This window comes from Acinetobacter sp. YH12072 (genome assembly GCF_013419565.1).
Lineage (GTDB): Bacteria > Pseudomonadota > Gammaproteobacteria > Pseudomonadales > Moraxellaceae > Acinetobacter.
Genome location: NZ_VOZV01000046.1, coordinates 1 through 17,877, shown reverse-complemented (window position 1 = coordinate 17,877; position 17,877 = coordinate 1). Strand labels below are relative to the sequence as shown.

The following is a 17,877-nucleotide window of genomic DNA, read 5'->3' as shown; positions in this document are numbered from 1 at the left end:
TGATGCCATTTTTCTTTATACTGTCACTGAGGCAGGTTGGACATTTGATTTCTAGAGTTATTCGCATTTCTCTATTTTATCAAAATTCAACCTGCTTTGTTTCAGCATACTTTTTGAAACACCACCGCGAATTATTATCTGACCAAATCCTTCTGGTGTCATGAAGGAGTATGGGGTAAGGATGTGCATGAACAATGACAATAAAGATAATATTAAGTGGTCATTTTAAAACCATAAAAAAACCCTGGAATAAACCAGGGTTTTTTGTCCGATTCGGTAAACGAATTAACGTTTAGAGAATTGAGGACGTTTACGAGCTTTACGTAAACCAAGTTTCTTACGTTCAACTTCACGAGCATCACGAGTAACGAAACCAGCTTGACGAAGAGCAGGTTTAAGAGTTTCGTCAGAAGCGATCAGTGCACGAGTAATACCGTGACGGATAGCGCCTGCTTGACCACCGATACCACCACCAGCAACAGTGATGTAAAGATCATATTTCTCAGTCGCTTCAAGAAGTTCTAGAGGTTGACGAACAACCATACGAGCAGTCTCACGACCGAAGTATTGTTCTAAAGAACGGTTGTTGATTACGAGTTTACCAGTACCAGCAGATAGGAAAACACGTGCAGTTGCGGTCTTACGGCGACCTGTACCATAGTTAGTAGCCATGTGCTGTATCCCTTAGATGTCCAAAACTTGTGGCTGTTGAGCAGTATGTGGATGCTCAGTACCAGCGTACACTTTCATTTTTTTGATCATTGCATAACCAAGAGGACCTTTTGGCAACATGCCTTTTACAGCGCGTTGGAAAATTTCTTCTGGTTTGTGAGCAACTAATTTTTCAAAATTAGTTTCACGAATACCACCAGGGAAACCAGTATGGCGATAGTATTTCTTGTCAAGTGATTTGTTACCAGTCACTTGAACTTGCTCAGCATTGATAACAACGATGTAATCACCAGTGTCAACGTGAGGAGTATAAGAAGTTTTATGCTTACCGCGTAAACGACGAGCGATTTCAGTCGCGAGACGACCTAAAGTTTTGCCAGAAGCATCAACAACGTACCAGTCGTGTTGAACTTCAGCTGGCTTAGCGCTGAGAGTTTTCATTAAACCACTACCTATTATAGTTGGTTTGGACTATGGAAGCTGTCCAAACAAAAGGAGACCGAATTCTACCCGAAAGCCGGGAGAACCACAATGAAAATATAAAATTTCAAGCGCTGTATTTTACAACGTCTTTCAATAAATGACCAGTAGGATTTTTAGCCTATAAACACATATGATTAATCATTAAATAATAAAACGGACCTAAGACTAGGGGTACATCTTTGTATGAATGGATTCACTTGTTTTTTAATATGTATTTCTTGAACAAATGGCCCGTCTTCGATTCTGCTTAGGTTTGCTTTCTAAACTGGAGGTAATCCTCCCTGAAAATGCCAAAAGCTAAACATGTCGAGTATTGAGATGATTGCCTGAAACTCTTTATAGGGTTCATTGATGTCAGTCCGGTTTTATCTCTCTTTAATATAATGAGAAAGGTACAGTATTATTTGAATAAACATCATCTAAACCTTTATCTAGAACTTTCCCTGTGAAATTTGTACTAAAATAAGGACAATTGATAATACAGAAGAAAGTCATGCTGCCTTTATATATTACCAGTGGTGAACCTGCCGGAATTGGTCCAGATATCTGCCTGAGTTTGGCGGATCGTATTGATGAACGTCCATTGGTGGTACTTGCCGATCTGGAAATGCTCCGTCAACGGGCGCAGCAGTTAAAACTTCTGGTTGAACTGATTGAATATACAGGGCAAACGACTTCTTCAGAAAAAGGTCAGCTTTATGTCGAGCACGTGCCTTTAAAAGAGCCGGTAGTACTAGGACAGCTGAATAGCCATAATGCCGCTTATGTACTGGAGCAGCTACGTCGTTCAGCTGAATATGCTATGACGAATAAAAGCGTGGGTGTAGCGACTGCACCAGTGCAAAAGTCGGTAATTAACGATGCAGGCATCCATTTTAGCGGTCATACCGAGTATTACCAGGAATTCGCAGGTGTACCGCGTGTGGTGATGATGTTAGCAACCAAAACCTTGCGCGTGGCTTTAGCAACCACACATCTTCCACTTCGTGCAGTTGCTGATGCGATTACTCCGGAACGCCTGCATCAGGTGATTAATATCCTGATTCACGACCTGAAATCCAAATTCAAAATTGAACATCCGCATATTCTGGTCTGTGGTTTAAACCCACATGCAGGTGAGGGCGGTTATCTGGGGATGGAAGAGATTGAAGTCATCAATCCAGTACTGGAGACTTACCGTACTCAAGGTATCAATATGAGCCTGAGCTTGCCTGCAGATACTTTATTTACTCCTGAAAACTTGAAAGATGCCGATGCTGTTCTGGCGATGTATCACGATCAGGGCTTACCTGTGTTAAAATCTCAGGGCTTTGGTGAAGCCATCAATATTACTTTGGGCTTACCGTTTATCCGAACTTCTGTCGATCACGGCACAGCACTCTCCCTCGCAGGTACAGGCCTTGCGAAAAGCTCAAGCTTACATGTGGCTGTGGATTTGGCGCTGGATTTAGCGCGTCAATGATCTCGTCTTTATTACACGTTGGAAATGTCTATGTATCAGATTAATGCCTTAAACCCAAAAGATGAAGGGCATCACACGCGTAAGCGTTTTGGTCAAAACTTCTTACATGACCAACGTGTCATTGCCAAAATTGTGCGTTCCGTAAATCCGCGTGCAGGCGAAAATATTGTTGAAATTGGTCCGGGTCTGGCTGCTTTGACATCTCCTTTAATTGGTGAATGTGATGCCTTGACCGTACTTGAGCTGGACCGTGACTTGGCCGCTGGTTTGCCGGGTCGTGTGCCGCATCCTGAACGTTTAACCATTATTGAAACAGACGCACTGAAATACGATTTCACCAATTTGTTTGAAGAAGGTCGTCCGCTACGTGTAGTCGGAAACCTGCCTTATAACATTTCGACACCACTGTTGTTCCATCTCCTGGAATTTGGTGACAAAGTGAAAGACATGCATTTCATGCTACAAAAAGAGGTGGTCGATCGTATTACAGCTTCGCCGAACACCAAAGAATATGGTCGTTTGTCGGTGATGATCCAGTATTACTGCAAACCGACTTTTCTGTTTGAAGTGCCGCCAGGTTCTTTTAATCCGCCACCAAAAGTGACTTCTGCCGTGTTCCGTTTGGAGCCATATGATGTAAAACCGATCGTGGCAAAAAATGAAAAAGCTTTGGCTCGTCTGGTATCGCATGTATTTACCCAGCGCCGTAAGACTTTGCGTAATAGCCTGAAAGGGATGCTGGTTGAAGATGGTTTTGAAAAGGCAGGTGTGGATCCAATGGCACGTCCAGAGACACTTACACTTGCCCAATTTGTGGCTTTATCTGATCAAATGGTAGCTTAAAAATAATGACCCGCACTGTTCGATACAATTATGTGATTGGTGATGTACAAGGCTGTTTTGAAGCCTTGAAGGCACTGCTGAAAGAAATCCGTTTTGATCCTGATCAGGACTTTGTCTGGTTTGCTGGTGATCTGGTGGCTAGAGGGGAAAACTCGCTGGGTGCATTACGCTTCATTAAAAAGCTTGTCGATAATGGCGTGGCGGCAACAGTGCTGGGTAATCATGACCTGACTTTGCTGGCTTATGCACGCGGTATTAAGCCGATTAAAGACAAGGATAATGTCCGTGATGTGATTGATGCGATCGACAGTGATGAGTTAATTGACTGGATCCGTAAACAGCCGATGTGTCTGTTTCCGAATGAACAGACGGTACTGACCCATGCCGGTATTCCCAATATCTGGGATGCAGCCAAGACGGCTGAATTGGCTAAAGAAGTAGAAGCCATTATTGCCCATGATGATTTTGAGGTGGTGGATACTTTCTTAAAGGAAATGTTTGGGAAAGAGCCTACACTCTGGTCAGATGAATTAGAAGGTCATGAGCGTACACGCTGTATCGTGAATTACCTGACCCGGATGCGTTTAACCGATACAGAAGGACGTTTAGAATACAGTTTTAAAGACTCTCTGAATGATCCAATGCCGGAAGGCTTTAAGCCCTGGTTTGAATTTGAATCGAAAACTGCCGCAACCCATCAAATTGTATTTGGGCATTGGGCTGCCTTACAGGGTAAAACCATTTCTGAGCGAATTCAGAATGTCGATGGTGGTTGTGTCTGGGGTAATCAGCTGATGGCTTATCGACTGGAAGACCAGCAAATGTTTGCCGTCGATAATCCGGTATTTTAAAATATTTAAAGCTCAAAAAAGCCACGTTGAACGTGGCTTTTTTATTGTGCTGATGATTAGTCTGCGCGAATCCAGGTCTGGTTGCGGCCCAGAACTGAAACACCCACACTGGCACGTAGCGTTAAACGCTTGCCGGTATTGTTTAGACGAACCTTGGCATCATAAATTTTACCTGCCAATGGATCAATGACACGACCTTTTTCATAATTTTTGGTGCCTTCAACGTGTTTCAGGCCTTTTAGAATAGTCATGCCTAAAATCGGTTGATCGGTATAAGGGGCTGGGCATTTATTACATTTTTCGCGTGGTGTATAACCTGGACGTGGCGTGATTTTCGCAATCTTGCCTGAGTAAGTATTATTTGCTTCTTTTTCGATGACAATGATGGCTTTTGCTGCTCCAGTTTTATCATCAATCTGCTGCCAGGTTCCGCTAATATCTTGAGCCCACAGGTTCATCATGAATCCTGTAGTCAATGTGGCAAGGAGTATCTTCTTTAACATATCCATCATTCCAAAGAACTTTTCATTATTGCCCGCACATGTTAGGAAGATTGCACAAATAGTCAATAAATAATTAAAAATCATGGAATTAAATTTATAAAAAAAGCTGCCTGTTTGGCAGCTTTGAGAAAAAGTGTGAACTTATTCCTGACGGATCCAGGTCTGGCTACGGCCTAAAGCAGAAACACCCACATAACCACGTAGGGTTAAACGTTTGCCGTTGCTGCTTAGACGAACCTTGGCATCGTAAATTTTACCTGCCAATGGATCAATCACACGACCTTTTTCATAATTCACGCTATCACCGACCTGTTTTAAACCTGTCAGTACGTCCATCCCCAAGATCGGCTGATTGGTATAAGGAGCAGGACATTTATTACAGGTTTTTTGTGGGGTATAACCTGGACGAGGCGTTACTTTGACAATTTTGCCGGCATAAGTACCATTGCTGTCCTGACGGATTTCAATCAGTGCTTTGGGTGAACCAGTCTTATCATCGATTTGTTGCCATGTCCCGGTCAAGTCTTGTGCATAAATGGTCCCAGTCATGAATGTAGCAATGAGCATTAATCCTAATTTAGATTTATTCATTTATATTTATCCTTTTTTCATAGATGAAACAAACTATCCCAAACACAAGCGTGTGGTTTTTTAATTTTGGTTGATTTTAGAGTAATGAGCGTTGCAGATCGCTCGGTCAATCTGCTTTAAGCCTGTTGATTCCCCATGACAGAAACCTGTCGATGTTAATTGCTTTGTTACTGAATTTTCAGTAAAAGCAGAGAAATTCAGTAAGATCTTTAACATGGTAATGTCTTGCATTCTATCTCCTTATATTGCGCATCAAAATCCGTTTGATGCTAAGCCTGTTAAAGCAAATGAATCTAATATTTATATGCATGTTTTATATTGTATAAAAAAAGCATCTGTCTAATATTGATACAACTTAATGCATGAAAATGCAAGCTTCTGTGCACTAAGTCATGAATTAATCTTGTTTAATCCAAGTCTGGCTGCGTCCCAAGGCTGAAACACCTACATAACCACGTAGGATTAGACGTTTGCCATTGGCACTTAATTTAGCTTTGGTGTTGTAAATATTGCCGGATAAAGGGTCAATCAATTTACCTTGAGAGAAATTATTATTGCCTGCATCCTTTAAGCCGGTGAGTACATCCAGACCAAGAATCGGTTTATTGGTATAAGGTGCAGGGCAGGAAACACAGGTTTCGCGCGGTGTATAGCCAGGACGAGGCGTAATCTTGGTAATTTTGGCAGTATAAACACCATTTGAAGTTTCACGAATTTCCAGAATCGCTTTAGCTGATCCTGTTTTATCGTCAATACTTCTCCAGGTGCCTGAAATATCGGAAGCGAAAGCCAGATGACTGAAAAAGGTCAGGGCTAAAAAGGATAATAATTGAACCTTTTTCATAGGTCTGTTCCTGAGTGAAAAATTCTTTATTTCCCTATAGTAAGAATAGTTTCATTCAGAAACAAACGTTAAATATTGATTGATGAGTCACATTTTTTGCAGATAAAGTATAAAAGTTGGCAACCAGATCGCAGTAAAAACGGCATTCACTGCCATGCCAAACGTAGCATAACGTCCGGCAACACTGCCACGCTGCCAGGCTTGAGCTGTACCAATCGCATGTGCTGCTAGACCTAGAGCCAGACCTGAAGCACGCTCATCATTGATATGTCGTAAAATAAATGGTGAAAATGCTGCACCAATTACGCCAGACAAAATGACGATCAGAATGGCCAGACTAACAGGTGCCTCCAGTAAGGTCGCAATATTAATTGCAATTGGTGTCGTGACTGCACGGGTGGCAAAGGCCATGATGTCGCCAGAAGACATATGTAGTAAATAGGCGAGACCCATCGGTAAGGCGACCGCACTGATACTGGCAAAAACCAGAATTCCGACAATAGCTTTCAGTGGCAGGTCATCATAACGCATGGCGGCTAGCGGAATCGCCAGTGCAACTGTGACATAACCAAGCAAATGGTTAAACAGTGGATTGACCTCATCCATATAATGCTCATAAGGAATACCCAGCACCAATAAAATCACCAGCACCAGGAACATGCTAAACACAATCACAGGAATTTGCGGAATAACACGATTGCAGGGTTTGGCAAGCAGATAAGCAATTAAGGTAATCGCAAAGCCATAAAGAACAGAAAACATGTGCGACTCCTATAACCAGCGTTTTGCCATTTTGGCGTAGATCCAAAGAGGGAGCAGAGTACTCAGGCATAACACCAGCATAAAGGCCGGAATTTTTTGTCCCATATGCATCAACATAATTAGCGCGCCTGCACTAATCGGTAAAAAAGCGAAGGCACTTTCTTTCATCAGCTTGTTATTAGTATCCACCAGACGCGCTGGAATTTTGCCAAAATAGCGCCAGGCAAATAAGGTGACTAGCAGGCTGATGAGTCCGACCAGGTTGCCCAATTCAGGATGATCTAGCTGGGTCATTAGCCAGACTGAAGCTTCACGAAATACAATAATTAAGAGGAGAGTGCTGATCCATGCTGGCCAGTCAATATGTTTTATCCAGTTCATTGGTGATGTCATTTAAAAGTTTACTTATCAAGTTTTACTCGATCTTACGCTGGATTTCAAACTCTTCAAGTGGACGCTGGAATTGAAGTGCTTGAGATCCCAGAATTTCTTCTATCGGTAAATGAGCCTGTTTGATCAACTGTTCCAGCTTCGGAGGTGCAATCCGTACATCGATATGTAACTGACCTTCATCATCATAATGTTCAGACTGAATCACGTTCAGCGCATAAAGTTGATTGCGCAGTTTGCCATAGGCAGGTTTCAATACCAGTTCAAAGTGCTGAATCTGACCCATTAATGCTTCATGCACGGCTTTGCGTAACAGATCCAGACCTTCACCACTATGTGCTGAAACATAGACCCGTTCAGGCTGACCGGGCTGGCGATAAATGATTTTGGCATCTTCACCGCTACAGTCGATTTTATTATAAACTCGTAACACCGGGACGTCGGCACCAATTTCCTTGAGCACCTTTTCAACGGCTTCAATTTGTTCAAGCATTTCCGGACTGCTGGAATCAATCACATGCAAAAGCAGGGTGGCTTCAACGGTTTCTTCCAGAGTTGCTTTAAAAGATTCGACCAGTGAATGCGAAAGATTACGCACAAAGCCTACCGTATCTGCCAGTACCAGATTACCGACGCCGTCCCATTGCAGGCGTCTTAAAGTTGGATCCAGAGTCGCAAATAGTTGGTCTGCTGCATAAACATCGCTATCGGCCAGAATATTGAATAAGGTAGATTTTCCCGCATTGGTATAACCTACTAAAGACACGGTTGGAACAGCCGCTTTTTGGCGTGCAACACGGCCCTGAATACGGGTTTGGCGAACTTTTTCTATTTTAGCTTTAAGCTGCCCCATGCGGATACGCAATAAACGGCGATCTGTTTCTAGCAGGGTTTCACCCGGACCACGCAGACCGATCCCGCCTTTCTGGCTATCCAGATTGGTACGGCTACGAACCAGTCGTGAAGACAGATGCTGTAATTGTGCCAGTTCAACTTGCAGTTTCCCTTCATAGGTACGGGCACGCTGTGCAAAAATATCGAGGATGAGTTCGGTACGATCAACCACCCGGCAATGCACCACATTTTCAAGGTTACGTGCTTGGGCAGGTGTCAGCGCATGATCGAAAATGACCAGATTGGCATCCAATTCTTTGACCCGTTCAGCAATTTCTTCTGCTTTTCCTGAACCCACAAAAAATTTGGCATCCGGTTTTAAGCGTTGAACAAAGAGATGTTCCAGAATTTCGGCATTTGCAGATTGAGCTAACAGATGAAACTCTTCAGCATCAAGGTCATCCAGCATTTGTACGCTCACACTGACCAGTATGACGCGTTCTTTTCCCTGATGTTGCTCAAAATATTCCACTCAGGCCAATCTCCAGTTGAAAACTTCATTTTAGTTGAAAATGAACTTTACAGATACTGAAATAGCGGGCTTTGTTTTAGAGTGCCGTGACAAACAGTTGTGCAAGTGTTACGAGCAGCGCCGTATATAACAGGGTACCACCCAAGATATAGCTCAATACTTTTAAGGGCCGAATCATCTCAGCTGATTTCACTGTTTCATCTTGCATGATGAGCATCCTTTTTAATCTAATATTTCGATTGATTTATTTTATTTAATTCATTTAATGAATTTAAATTGAAAATATAGATGTACTTGGTCGTTTTTTATTATCAATGCAAGTTGGACATGAAGAGTATAAAATGGGTTTAATTCGTGGATATTCCCTGTATCTTGTTTAGGATTTAGTGATCTTTTTATGAACTCGACTGTACAAAATCAATCACCTGAGATACAAGGTTTTGCAAAATTCTTTCTTTATACAAGAAAAACGACTTCTGCATTAGCAGCCATCAGCCAGGGGTTTTATCTGGTTTACCGTCATGGTTTGTATAAAGATCCGAATAATCCGAACAATACCCGATATGTGCAGTATTTCTGTCGCCAGTTGTGCAAGGTATTTAATATTGAGGTTCAGGTCCATGGCGTGATTCCACGTGAGCCGGCATTATGGGTGAGCAATCATGTGTCCTGGCTGGATATCGCCGTTTTGGGTTCAGGCGCGCGAGTGTTTTTTCTGGCCAAAGCTGAAATTGAAAATTGGCCAATTCTAGGCAAGCTGGCTAAAGGTGGTGGCACCTTATTTATCAAGCGTGGTTCAGGAGATTCGGTCAGAATCCGTGAACAGATTACCGGCTTCCTGAAACAGAATATTCCAGTTCTATTTTTTCCTGAGGCGACCACATCTGATGGACGCTCAATTAAAAAAATTTATGGACGTATTCTGGGTGCAGCGATTGAAGCGCAACGTCCGGTACAAATCTGTCTGATCTGTTATGTGAATCAGCAGGGTGAACTGGATATGGTGGCGCCTTTTATTGGGAACATCAGTTTTGCCAAACATGTACAGAATGTTCTGGAAATGCCTAAAGTGACAGCTCATCTGATGGCCTTACCAGCAATTTCGACTGAAGGGCATACAGTAGAAAGCCTGACTGCATTAGTACATGAAAATATGCTGGAGGGTTTGCAAAGGTTGCAAGCCAAAGTATTAAAAAAGCCTCATTAAGAGGCTTTTTTATTAGAAATACTCAGAGATATTCATTACATAAAACCTTCGATCGGGAGGATTGACAGGAATTTTATTGAGGCTTTTTGATACCACTTCATTCCTGGCTCTTTTTTAAAGGTCTTTGTTTCACCTTTGGCATTGTGGATTTTCCAGTTAATGTTCTGGTTGGCATCTAGAACCAACTTATAGGCATACTTGCTTAAATTCTTGTCCATGGTTTCGTGTACTGCACGGGCCAGATTAGGACTATTTAGCAATACGCCAATTTCAGTATTCAAATAAGCTGAACGCGGATCGAAATTAAAAGAACCGATAAATACCTGTTTCTGGTCAATGGCCATCAGTTTGGCATGCAGGCTGGAACGGCTCAGGCCTTTTAAGCTGACCTTCGCTTTTTGTGCCAGCTCTTCAGTATTGGCATTCAGGTTGTCGGCATCTGGCGCGGCCAAAAACTCATAGAGCTTTACATCATTTTCCAGCAATTCCTGACGATATTTAGCATAAAAGGCATGGACCAGCGGCACGTCATTGGCCTTATAGGAATTGGTCAGTACTCGGACTTTGACATCTTCTGAAGCCAGTTTCTTGAGACGTTCTGCACCCTGTTTTTCCGGTACAAAATAGGCCGACACAATATCCACACTCTCTTCCGGTTTTTCCAGATGCTGTAGTAACTGGAAGTTCAAGTGATCTTCAGTTTTAGCCTTTGACTTGATTTTACTTGGTGGGTCTTTAACGACTTCAGCTTCTACCCAATCAAGCTGAATATTGTGTTCCAGCCATTTATCGAAAGCCTGAGAACGATTGGCCAGATTCAGGTAATTCTGGATTGCAGTATCATGGCTATATTCTTCCAGCTGCTGTTTCAGGCTCGGGTAGCGTAGCGTGTGATGGCGAGGATTAACGATCTGCCGCACCGGGTAGGCATAATCATCATTCCAGTATTCATCAAAAGAATGAATGATTTCATCAGAAGCGGCACCGACCAACATCACATCTACATCAGAGAACTGATAACTGTCACTGACGTTATAATACTGGTTACTCATATTACGGCCACCAATCAGGGCAATCTGGTTATCGGCAATAAAGCTTTTGTTGTGCATGCGGCGGTTGATCCGTTTTAGATCCAGCAGCATATCCATGGCACGGTATTTACGGAAACGGTAGGGGTTATACAGTTTGACCTCAATATTCTGGTGCTGGTCCAGCGCCAGATAAATACCTTCCATTTTCTTGGCATTGTTATCATCCATTAGTAGACGGACTTTTACGCCACGGTCTGCTGCCTGAATGAGGGCATGCAGAGCCAGTGCACCAATACGGTCGTTATCCCAGATATAATATTGCAGATCCAGACTGCGTTCCGCTTTATTAATCAGCTGGATACGTGCAGCGAGTGCTTCGAGCGGATCTGGTAACACGTGATAACCGGTCAGGCCAATATTCTGCCGACGTAAAGGTTCAACAATCTGGGCCAGACTGGTTTGCGATGTATCCGTTTCAAATGCCATCCGGCTAGGCTGTTCAGTTTGCGGAGGCAGCGTACTGCAAGCAGGAATGCCGAGTACCAGGCTGCAGCTCAGTAAAATGCCAGCTTTATAGCGGTAAGCTTTTGATAAGCCAGAGGGTTTTGAATGAGCGGAAGCGTGGGGAGCATTTACCATAAACATCAAAGACTGAAAAATTTGGATTGAGTATAATTGCCAGCTATGAAAAGATAAATATAAAGCCACTAATCAGCTCCTCGACTCGACAAGGCAAATCTATGTGGGATACCAGTTCCGTACTTTTTTATTTTTATCTAGGCATGGCCATTCTTGCCGTTTGGGCAGTTTATCAGGCCTGGTCGAGTCAGTCGCGTACAGAAACCATTCATCCCTTTAAAGCATTTTGTCACCTGCTGGCTTTCTATCTGGCCTATTTGCTGATTCCGCTGGTGTTCTTCAGTATTTATGCAGGATGGATGGGCTACTATTCGATTCATGAGTCTATTTTTATTTTCGTGATTAGTGCCGTACTCAGTTATGCACGGTTTATCGAGCCGCATTTGATTCGGGTTAAAACCACGCCTTATCAAATCAATCCTCAACAGAAACTTAAAAAACCGGTACGGATTGCCCTGATTGCAGATTTACATATTGGTCTGTTTTCTGGACATGAACGCCAGTTAAGACAGATTGTACATAAGCTGAACCATCTGAAACCGGACTTGGTGGTGGTTGCAGGGGACTGGACCTATGAACCGGAAAATAAACTGGCACAGGAGCTGGCTGTCTTAAAGGAAATTCATGCGCCGGTATATTCGGTGACAGGGAATCATGATGAACAGTATCCTGGCCCTCCGATTCAGGAATTGCTTCGTTATGCGCTGGAAGTGAATCAGGTTATGGACATTGAAGGGCAGATTGTCGAGTTTGATGAATTTCGTCTGCTCGGGGTAGGGGATTTGTGGGCTGGAAAAACCGATATGCGCGCAATGCCGGATCTGCCTCAAGACAAGCCTTGGGTGATTCTGTCGCATAATCCAGATACCGTGGATATGGTGCCGAAATTGCCAACACGACCATTGATGCTTTCTGGACATACGCATGGTGGGCAGGTCGAGTTACCCTGGCTGACGGATTATGTGATGAAAAAGGTTTCCATTCTGGGCCATAAAAAAGGCTTGTACCGGCATGAGCATGCAGATGTATTTGTGACCGTGGGAACGGGCATGGTAGGGGTACCATTTCGTTTTCGCGTACCACCAACCATTGATATTATCGAATTGGTCTAAAAAAAACTGATTCATTCGCTGCTGTTAAAGCAGTAGCCAGAGCACAATAATAATCAGTAAAATAACGGCTGCGGTGATCCAGATTTTCTTTTCAATCTCACGGCCTGGCACACGTTTGCCGACTTGCTGTGCAGCCACCTCAGTATCTTTAGCGATGCTAAGGTTGGGATGATCTGGAACTTCCAAAGATGTAGTTACCACCGGAATATTTTCATCAGCATCATCAGTAAAGCGTGGGCCGATATTGCCTTTATTGTCTCGATTAAGCGCCAGATCATGCTCTCTGACAATTTCATCAATGACCTGTATCGCCTGTGATTCATCTAAAGCTGTATGCGCCCGGATATAGCGAATGGCTTCTAGTTTTTTATCATCCTCTAGCAGAATCACTATATCCACCAGCTGTTCTTGAGTAAGTTGCTCAATAAGATCCTGCATCACTCTGCCTCATTCTCTGGCTTTATTTATTTGATTGTTCCCGAAATATCAGCAAAGAAGTAGCAAGTTTTTGTTGTGAAATCATAAAAAAAGCCAGCATGAACTGCTGGCTTTGATTGAGATGACTTAATCTGTCAAGATCTTTAGATCTGATTGTTTACATCATCATTTTTAGTTTCACGGATCAGCAAGAATGCAAGCAATGACAGGATAGAGGCTGCTGTGAGGTAATAACCTACTGCAGACAAGCCATAAGTTGTTGCCAGTTTGGTTGCAATCAATGGTGCGAAAGATGCACCAAAAATACCCGCCAGGTTAAAGGTCAGTGCAGAACCGGTATAACGTACTGAAGTCGGGAAGATTTCAGACAATACAGTACCAATCGGACCATAAGTTAGACCCATGATCGCTAGGCCGATACATAAGAAGAAGAACACTACCAGTGTGCTGCCTGATTCAAGCATGTCGGCAAAGAAGATACCGAAAATAGCAGAGACCACACATACCGCGATTGAAGTTGTCTTACGACCGAATTTTTCTGCAAGAACTGCTGAAAGTGGAATAAATGCAGCAAAGCACAAAGTTGCAACTAATTGCAATTGAAGGAATTCTTCACGTGTATAGCCGAGCTGTTTAGTACCCCATTGCAATGCGAATACAGTCGTCAGGTAGAACACCACGAATGTACAGATCGCAGCGATGGTACCCAATACCAGCATTTTAGAATGCTTTTTGAATACTTCGAAGAAGGGTACATTCACTTCTTTCTGCTTTTTCAACACGTTCTGGAATGCAGGGGTTTCATGCAATTTCAAGCGAATCCATAAACCCATAATCACCAGTAGCGCACTAGAGATAAATGGAATACGCCAGCCCCATTGCATGAACTCTGCTTCAGACATGAATGCGCCAAGCGTCAAGAATGAACCTGTTGCCAGAATGAAGCCAATTGGTGCACCAAGTTGCGGGAACATACCATACCAGGCACGTTTGCCTTCTGGCGCATTTTCAGTTGCCAGTAGAACCGCACCTGACCATTCACCACCCAAACCAAGACCTTGGCCTAAACGGCAAAGGGCCAGCAATAATGGCGCAGCAATACCGATTTGTACATAAGTTGGCAATAAACCAATGGCAACGGTAGAAAGGCCCATGGTCAACAAGGCCGCGACCAGTGTCGCTTTACGTCCGATCCGGTCTCCCAGATGACCAAAGAGTGCAGCACCGATTGGACGGGCAATAAAGGCAATCGCAAAGGTTGCCAGCGACTGAATAGTCGCAGTCATAGGATCTGTACTTGTAGGGAAGAACAGATAAGGGAAGATAATAACGGCAGCTGTGGCATAAATATAGAAATCGAAGAATTCGATTGTAGTGCCCACTAAACTTGCTGTTAAAACACGAAATTTTGAATTGGTTGCTGTAGTTTCTGTTACAGCGATAGAATCAGAAGACGCCATGAATAACCTTACACTTACTAAAAATAAAAAACTTAGTTTTAAAAGCGTAATCTTTTTAAAAAAGGCGTAATTTTTTAAAAAAACAACTGCAATCTTCTCGTTTCAACTCGCTCAGGGTCACTGAAATGAAGAAATGAGATGATTAAATCACGTAAAGATAGATAGACAGAAAATGTGATCCTGCGCCTATCAATACAAAAATGTGCCAGATAGCGTGGGTATATCTTACTCTTTTCAAAGCGTAAAACAATGCACCTACAGTGTATGCTAAGCCACCAATGATCAGAAAGGTTAAAGATTGAGCACTTAAGTACTGCTGCATATCGTCCATAACCAGTAGTGCCAACCATCCCATGACCAGATAAGCGACCAAAGAAAGTTTCTGGAAACGGTTGATGAAAATGAACTTGAATAGTGTTCCCAGTACAGCAATCACCCATAAGGCAATCAGTAAATACTGGGCTTTGGCTGTTGGAATCGCAATCGACAGGAACGGGGTATAGGTACCTGCAATCAGGTAGTAAATTGCCGTATGATCAACTTTTTTGTAAAAATAGCGTCGGTCTGCAGCGGTAGACATATGGTAGAGCATAGAAGCGGAAAACAGCAGAATCATGCTGAAAGCATAGACCCAAAGGCCAATCCATTGTCCTATACTCAAATAAGAGCCTTTAATAATCAATAAAATACCGGCAATTAAAGCCAGTGCAGCACCGAGGCCATGACTAATATAATTAATCCGTTCCTCATTGTGATCATAATCTGGAACTAGGGGAGCATTCTGCATGGTTGTCATTCTTTTTAAATATACACTTGTATAATAATTCAATTTTGCTTTTAAGTTAAGAACAATTAAACTTGAGCAGCAATTCATATCAGGTTTTTCTTATGTCGACATCGACTTCTCTCTCGGTTCAGGAACAACAGTTCTTGGAGGCTTTTCAGCAAGCCTTTGAAACTGATCATTTTGATCGTCTGATCTTAAGTCAGTATAAAGGTGAACTTGAACAATTGGAGAAAATGACCTTTAGAGTCATTTCGCTCAATGAACAGAAGGTTTTGAGCTGTGTCTATCGATACAAGACTCAGGATGTCACCAAAAACTATCCTTTGAATGAAGCCTTGACTCAAGTAACGGAATTATTGGCCTGTTGCAAGCAAGCTAACCTGTTTACCGATCAGGAAGAATTGCAGCTGAAGAAAAACAAGAAAAAGGCCATGCTGACACGAAGTAAAGCTAAACCTGCCTCTACAAAGACAAAAGCCGAGCAGGGCCATGACCGGGTTAAACAGCGTTATGTCGATCAGGACAGTGTATTCCTACAGCATTTAGGAATCACCGATCAGCAAGGCCAGATCATTCCGAGCATGGCGCGTAAGTGGAAACAGATTAATAAATTTGTCGAGATTTTCTCAGGCGCACTGGCTCAAATCCAGCCGCAGGAACAAGGATTACGTATCGTCGATTTCGGTTCAGGTAAGGGATATTTAACCTGTGCGCTATATGATTATATGCAAAAACATGGTCAGACGCCGTATGTCACCGGCGTAGAGCTGAATCCGAAAATGGTCGAGTTCTGTCAGAATGTCGCGCAGCAATCTGGTTTTAGCCAGCTAGATTTCTTCCAGGGCGATGTGCGTACCTATGAACCGGAACGTCTCGATGTGATGATCGCTCTGCATGCCTGTGATGTGGCGACCGATTTTGCAATCCATAGCGGTATTCGCTTGAATGCACAGATCATCATGTGTGCTCCATGCTGTCATAAAGAGTTAAGACCGCAATTACAGAGTCCAAAAGTGCTGTCACCAATGTTGCAGTTTGGCATCCATGCTGGGCAGCAAGCCGAAATGCTGACGGATACCATTCGTGCCTTATTGCTTAAGGCGTATGGGGATGAAACCAAGGTCTTTGAATTTGTGGCCCTAGAACACACCAGTAAAAATAAAATGATTCTGGCGACCAAACGGAAGGATTATGGACAGCCCGATCAGGCTGTTCTCACCCAGATTCAGGCATTAAAAGAGATGTATGGAATTCAAAAACATTCACTGGAATTGTTATTGAATAACCAGTGGGATCAGCAGGGAATTGGTTCTAAATGCTAAACAATAAAAATCTTAAAATCATGTCAGGTAGCTGGGATGAGTTAGCCCAAGATGCCAGAGTGATACGTGAAGCCGTTTTTATTCAGGAACAGCAAATTGCTCCCGAAGATGAATGGGATGCTGAGGATGCAATCTCTACGCATTTTGTGGCTTATTTACAGGATCAACCCGTTGCAACTGCACGCTTATTAAAAAATCACAGTATTGGTCGTGTAGCTGTGTTGCAGTCGGCACGTGGTACGGGTATCGGCCAAAATATCATGCAGGCTGTGATTGATCAGGCCAAGACAGAGCAACGTGAATTCCTAAAGCTTTCTTCACAGGTACAAGCGATTGGCTTTTATCAGAACTTGGGTTTTGACGTGCAGGGTGAAGAATATCTGGATTGTGGCATTCCACATATAGATATGTATCTCAGCTTAAAAGACTAAAAAATAAAAAAGCGAGGAAAACCTCGCTTTTTTAAATTTGATCTTGGAACTGCTTAGTGGCCATGAGTGGTATTTTCGTCATGGCTAGCATTGTCCATCTGTGCATGTTCTTCAGCAGACATATTGTGCTCTTCCACGCTCGTCTCATGAGTCTGATGAGATGAAGAGGTCGCCTGACGAGCTTCACGGTCAGCCTGTGCTTTGGCTAAAGCTTCTGGAGACATCGCAGGTGCATTCTTAAAAGCATGCTGCTGGGTATTTTCTTTCTTTTGCTGGCTTGGCATGTAGTCTGGTTCATTGCTGACCGCAAGCCAGAAAAACAACATGAATAATCCACCTAAAATACAGAAGATAATCAGTGCTTTCCAACCCCAAGGTGATTTTTCAGGTGAACTGTGATCAGTCATATGCATGTACCCATCGTGGATGTCTAACTCATGTAACTTTATAACATAAATTGCCTGGAAAGCAGATCAAAATCTGTCATTGATTGAATGCAATAGACTTCGAGAGTTTATCGCGTCGAAATAAAAAAAAAGAGGAGTTAAGCTCCCATTGCTGTCCCACAATTTTTCACAAGAGGAAGCTCATTTGAGCTTCCTCTTGTTTTATGGGTATTTTATCGGGTGAAAATAAAGCTTTTAAAGTTCTTCTTTCAAACAAATTCACTTGAATTATTCTGA

The 17,877-nt window shown here is 42.9% G+C and carries 22 protein-coding genes; 7 read left to right on the top strand and 15 right to left on the bottom strand.

Annotation, left to right across the window (positions count from 1 at the left end):
* Positions 1–285: 285 nt before the first annotated feature.
* Together rpsI and rplM are read right to left on the bottom strand one after the other, a co-directional pair.
* Positions 286–672 (bottom strand): 30S ribosomal protein S9, encoded by a 387-nt coding sequence (rpsI, locus tag FTU19_RS14605; RefSeq protein WP_004785251.1) that lies wholly within the window; start codon positions 670–672, stop codon positions 286–288.
* Between the two features lie 12 nt (positions 673–684).
* Positions 685–1,113 (bottom strand): 50S ribosomal protein L13, encoded by a 429-nt coding sequence (rplM, locus tag FTU19_RS14600; RefSeq protein ID WP_004785249.1) that lies wholly within the window; start codon positions 1,111–1,113, stop codon positions 685–687.
* Between the two features lie 535 nt (positions 1,114–1,648).
* On the opposite strand from rplM, the gene pdxA reads away from it, so the two are divergent.
* Genes pdxA through FTU19_RS14585 form a run of 3 tightly spaced genes read left to right on the top strand, consistent with a single transcriptional unit; the run spans position 1,649 to position 4,311 of the window.
* Positions 1,649–2,617 (top strand): 4-hydroxythreonine-4-phosphate dehydrogenase PdxA, encoded by a 969-nt coding sequence (gene pdxA / locus FTU19_RS14595; protein WP_218946470.1) that lies wholly within the window; start codon positions 1,649–1,651, stop codon positions 2,615–2,617.
* A 30-nt stretch (positions 2,618–2,647) separates the two neighbouring features.
* Complete coding sequence (gene rsmA, locus FTU19_RS14590) at positions 2,648–3,460, top strand: 16S rRNA (adenine(1518)-N(6)/adenine(1519)-N(6))-dimethyltransferase RsmA (protein ID WP_159123656.1); 813 nt, start codon at positions 2,648–2,650, stop codon at positions 3,458–3,460.
* Positions 3,461–3,465: 5 nt separating this feature from the next.
* Positions 3,466–4,311: a symmetrical bis(5'-nucleosyl)-tetraphosphatase gene (locus FTU19_RS14585; protein WP_180012196.1), complete on the top strand. Its 846-nt coding sequence runs from the start codon at positions 3,466–3,468 to the stop codon at positions 4,309–4,311.
* Between the two features lie 56 nt (positions 4,312–4,367).
* Here the strand turns inward: FTU19_RS14585 and FTU19_RS14580 are convergent, their stop codons facing one another.
* The 8 genes from FTU19_RS14580 to FTU19_RS16380 all read right to left on the bottom strand — a co-directional run bounded on the left by FTU19_RS14580 (position 4,368) and on the right by FTU19_RS16380 (position 8,975).
* The gene (locus FTU19_RS14580; protein WP_034704141.1) at positions 4,368–4,814 is read right to left on the bottom strand and encodes a DUF2147 domain-containing protein; all 447 of its coding nucleotides are present in this window, start codon (positions 4,812–4,814) and stop codon (positions 4,368–4,370) included.
* A gap of 141 nt (positions 4,815–4,955) precedes the next feature.
* Positions 4,956–5,405, bottom strand: coding sequence for a DUF2147 domain-containing protein (locus FTU19_RS14575; RefSeq protein WP_004785238.1), 450 nt, complete (start codon positions 5,403–5,405; stop codon positions 4,956–4,958).
* A gap of 60 nt (positions 5,406–5,465) precedes the next feature.
* The gene (locus tag FTU19_RS14570; RefSeq protein ID WP_159123658.1) at positions 5,466–5,636 is read right to left on the bottom strand and encodes a hypothetical protein; all 171 of its coding nucleotides are present in this window, start codon (positions 5,634–5,636) and stop codon (positions 5,466–5,468) included.
* A gap of 166 nt (positions 5,637–5,802) precedes the next feature.
* Positions 5,803–6,249: a DUF2147 domain-containing protein gene (locus FTU19_RS14565; RefSeq protein ID WP_179993346.1), complete on the bottom strand. Its 447-nt coding sequence runs from the start codon at positions 6,247–6,249 to the stop codon at positions 5,803–5,805.
* Between the two features lie 87 nt (positions 6,250–6,336).
* Positions 6,337–7,011, bottom strand: coding sequence for an LrgB family protein (locus FTU19_RS14560; protein ID WP_159123660.1), 675 nt, complete (start codon positions 7,009–7,011; stop codon positions 6,337–6,339).
* 9 nt (positions 7,012–7,020) lie between these two features.
* Entirely contained in the window at positions 7,021–7,392 is a 372-nt protein-coding gene (locus FTU19_RS14555) for a hypothetical protein (protein ID WP_034704120.1), read from the bottom strand.
* 34 nt (positions 7,393–7,426) lie between these two features.
* A complete protein-coding gene (gene hflX, locus FTU19_RS14550) occupies positions 7,427–8,767 on the bottom strand; it encodes a ribosome rescue GTPase HflX (protein WP_166139222.1) in 1,341 nt (446 codons plus the stop codon).
* 76 nt (positions 8,768–8,843) lie between these two features.
* Entirely contained in the window at positions 8,844–8,975 is a 132-nt protein-coding gene (locus tag FTU19_RS16380) for a hypothetical protein (RefSeq protein WP_004785224.1), read from the bottom strand.
* 189 nt (positions 8,976–9,164) lie between these two features.
* On the opposite strand from FTU19_RS16380, the gene FTU19_RS14545 reads away from it, so the two are divergent.
* Complete coding sequence (locus FTU19_RS14545; protein WP_159123662.1) at positions 9,165–9,974, top strand: 1-acyl-sn-glycerol-3-phosphate acyltransferase; 810 nt, start codon at positions 9,165–9,167, stop codon at positions 9,972–9,974.
* A 35-nt stretch (positions 9,975–10,009) separates the two neighbouring features.
* On the opposite strand, the gene FTU19_RS14540 is transcribed toward FTU19_RS14545, so the two are convergent.
* Positions 10,010–11,644 carry a phospholipase D family protein gene (locus FTU19_RS14540; protein WP_179993348.1) on the bottom strand — a complete coding sequence of 545 codons (1,635 nt, stop codon included), beginning with the start codon at positions 11,642–11,644 and terminating at the stop codon, positions 10,010–10,012.
* Between the two features lie 101 nt (positions 11,645–11,745).
* Here FTU19_RS14540 and FTU19_RS14535 point away from each other — a divergent pair, with 101 nt between their 5' ends.
* Positions 11,746–12,756, top strand: a complete 1,011-nt coding sequence (locus tag FTU19_RS14535; RefSeq protein ID WP_179993349.1) for a metallophosphoesterase — start codon at positions 11,746–11,748, stop codon at positions 12,754–12,756.
* 24 nt (positions 12,757–12,780) lie between these two features.
* Here the strand turns inward: FTU19_RS14535 and FTU19_RS14530 are convergent, their stop codons facing one another.
* From FTU19_RS14530 to FTU19_RS14520, 3 genes are all read right to left on the bottom strand, one after another.
* The gene (locus FTU19_RS14530) at positions 12,781–13,194 is read right to left on the bottom strand and encodes a hypothetical protein (RefSeq protein ID WP_180048228.1); all 414 of its coding nucleotides are present in this window, start codon (positions 13,192–13,194) and stop codon (positions 12,781–12,783) included.
* Positions 13,195–13,337: 143 nt separating this feature from the next.
* Positions 13,338–14,654 carry an MFS transporter gene (locus tag FTU19_RS14525; protein WP_180131746.1) on the bottom strand — a complete coding sequence of 439 codons (1,317 nt, stop codon included), beginning with the start codon at positions 14,652–14,654 and terminating at the stop codon, positions 13,338–13,340.
* 142 nt (positions 14,655–14,796) lie between these two features.
* On the bottom strand, positions 14,797–15,441 hold the full coding sequence (locus FTU19_RS14520; RefSeq protein ID WP_180131743.1) for a hemolysin III family protein: 645 nt from the start codon (positions 15,439–15,441) through the stop codon (positions 14,797–14,799).
* Between the two features lie 101 nt (positions 15,442–15,542).
* On the opposite strand from FTU19_RS14520, the gene FTU19_RS14515 reads away from it, so the two are divergent.
* The gene (locus FTU19_RS14515) at positions 15,543–16,763 is read left to right on the top strand and encodes an SAM-dependent methyltransferase (RefSeq protein ID WP_180131740.1); all 1,221 of its coding nucleotides are present in this window, start codon (positions 15,543–15,545) and stop codon (positions 16,761–16,763) included.
* A complete protein-coding gene (locus tag FTU19_RS14510) occupies positions 16,757–17,194 on the top strand; it encodes a GNAT family N-acetyltransferase (protein WP_180131738.1) in 438 nt (145 codons plus the stop codon). The genes FTU19_RS14515 and FTU19_RS14510 overlap by 7 nt, the downstream gene beginning before the upstream one ends.
* 53 nt (positions 17,195–17,247) lie before the next feature.
* Here the strand turns inward: FTU19_RS14510 and FTU19_RS14505 are convergent, their stop codons facing one another.
* On the bottom strand, positions 17,248–17,601 hold the full coding sequence (locus FTU19_RS14505) for a hypothetical protein (RefSeq protein ID WP_034705429.1): 354 nt from the start codon (positions 17,599–17,601) through the stop codon (positions 17,248–17,250).
* Positions 17,602–17,877: the final 276 nt, after the last annotated feature.

What these genes read in the sequence shown, in the direction of transcription:
- rpsI (WP_004785251.1), bottom strand. Translation starts at nt 672, where the DNA reads ATGGCTACTAACTATGGTACAGGTCGCCGTAAGACCGCAACTGCACGT.
- rplM (WP_004785249.1), bottom strand. Translation starts at nt 1,113, where the DNA reads ATGAAAACTCTCAGCGCTAAGCCAGCTGAAGTTCAACACGACTGGTAC.
- pdxA (WP_218946470.1), top strand. Translation starts at nt 1,649, where the DNA reads ATGCTGCCTTTATATATTACCAGTGGTGAACCTGCCGGAATTGGTCCA.
- rsmA (WP_159123656.1), top strand. Translation starts at nt 2,648, where the DNA reads ATGTATCAGATTAATGCCTTAAACCCAAAAGATGAAGGGCATCACACG.
- FTU19_RS14585 (WP_180012196.1), top strand. Translation starts at nt 3,466, where the DNA reads ATGACCCGCACTGTTCGATACAATTATGTGATTGGTGATGTACAAGGC.
- FTU19_RS14580 (WP_034704141.1), bottom strand. Translation starts at nt 4,814, where the DNA reads ATGTTAAAGAAGATACTCCTTGCCACATTGACTACAGGATTCATGATG.
- FTU19_RS14575 (WP_004785238.1), bottom strand. Translation starts at nt 5,405, where the DNA reads ATGAATAAATCTAAATTAGGATTAATGCTCATTGCTACATTCATGACT.
- FTU19_RS14570 (WP_159123658.1), bottom strand. Translation starts at nt 5,636, where the DNA reads ATGCAAGACATTACCATGTTAAAGATCTTACTGAATTTCTCTGCTTTT.
- FTU19_RS14565 (WP_179993346.1), bottom strand. Translation starts at nt 6,249, where the DNA reads ATGAAAAAGGTTCAATTATTATCCTTTTTAGCCCTGACCTTTTTCAGT.
- FTU19_RS14560 (WP_159123660.1), bottom strand. Translation starts at nt 7,011, where the DNA reads ATGTTTTCTGTTCTTTATGGCTTTGCGATTACCTTAATTGCTTATCTG.
- FTU19_RS14555 (WP_034704120.1), bottom strand. Translation starts at nt 7,392, where the DNA reads ATGAACTGGATAAAACATATTGACTGGCCAGCATGGATCAGCACTCTC.
- FTU19_RS16380 (WP_004785224.1), bottom strand. Translation starts at nt 8,975, where the DNA reads ATGCAAGATGAAACAGTGAAATCAGCTGAGATGATTCGGCCCTTAAAA.
- FTU19_RS14545 (WP_159123662.1), top strand. Translation starts at nt 9,165, where the DNA reads ATGAACTCGACTGTACAAAATCAATCACCTGAGATACAAGGTTTTGCA.
- FTU19_RS14540 (WP_179993348.1), bottom strand. Translation starts at nt 11,644, where the DNA reads ATGGTAAATGCTCCCCACGCTTCCGCTCATTCAAAACCCTCTGGCTTA.
- FTU19_RS14535 (WP_179993349.1), top strand. Translation starts at nt 11,746, where the DNA reads ATGTGGGATACCAGTTCCGTACTTTTTTATTTTTATCTAGGCATGGCC.
- FTU19_RS14530 (WP_180048228.1), bottom strand. Translation starts at nt 13,194, where the DNA reads ATGCAGGATCTTATTGAGCAACTTACTCAAGAACAGCTGGTGGATATA.
- FTU19_RS14525 (WP_180131746.1), bottom strand. Translation starts at nt 14,654, where the DNA reads ATGGCGTCTTCTGATTCTATCGCTGTAACAGAAACTACAGCAACCAAT.
- FTU19_RS14520 (WP_180131743.1), bottom strand. Translation starts at nt 15,441, where the DNA reads ATGCAGAATGCTCCCCTAGTTCCAGATTATGATCACAATGAGGAACGG.
- FTU19_RS14515 (WP_180131740.1), top strand. Translation starts at nt 15,543, where the DNA reads ATGTCGACATCGACTTCTCTCTCGGTTCAGGAACAACAGTTCTTGGAG.
- FTU19_RS14510 (WP_180131738.1), top strand. Translation starts at nt 16,757, where the DNA reads ATGCTAAACAATAAAAATCTTAAAATCATGTCAGGTAGCTGGGATGAG.
- FTU19_RS14505 (WP_034705429.1), bottom strand. Translation starts at nt 17,601, where the DNA reads ATGACTGATCACAGTTCACCTGAAAAATCACCTTGGGGTTGGAAAGCA.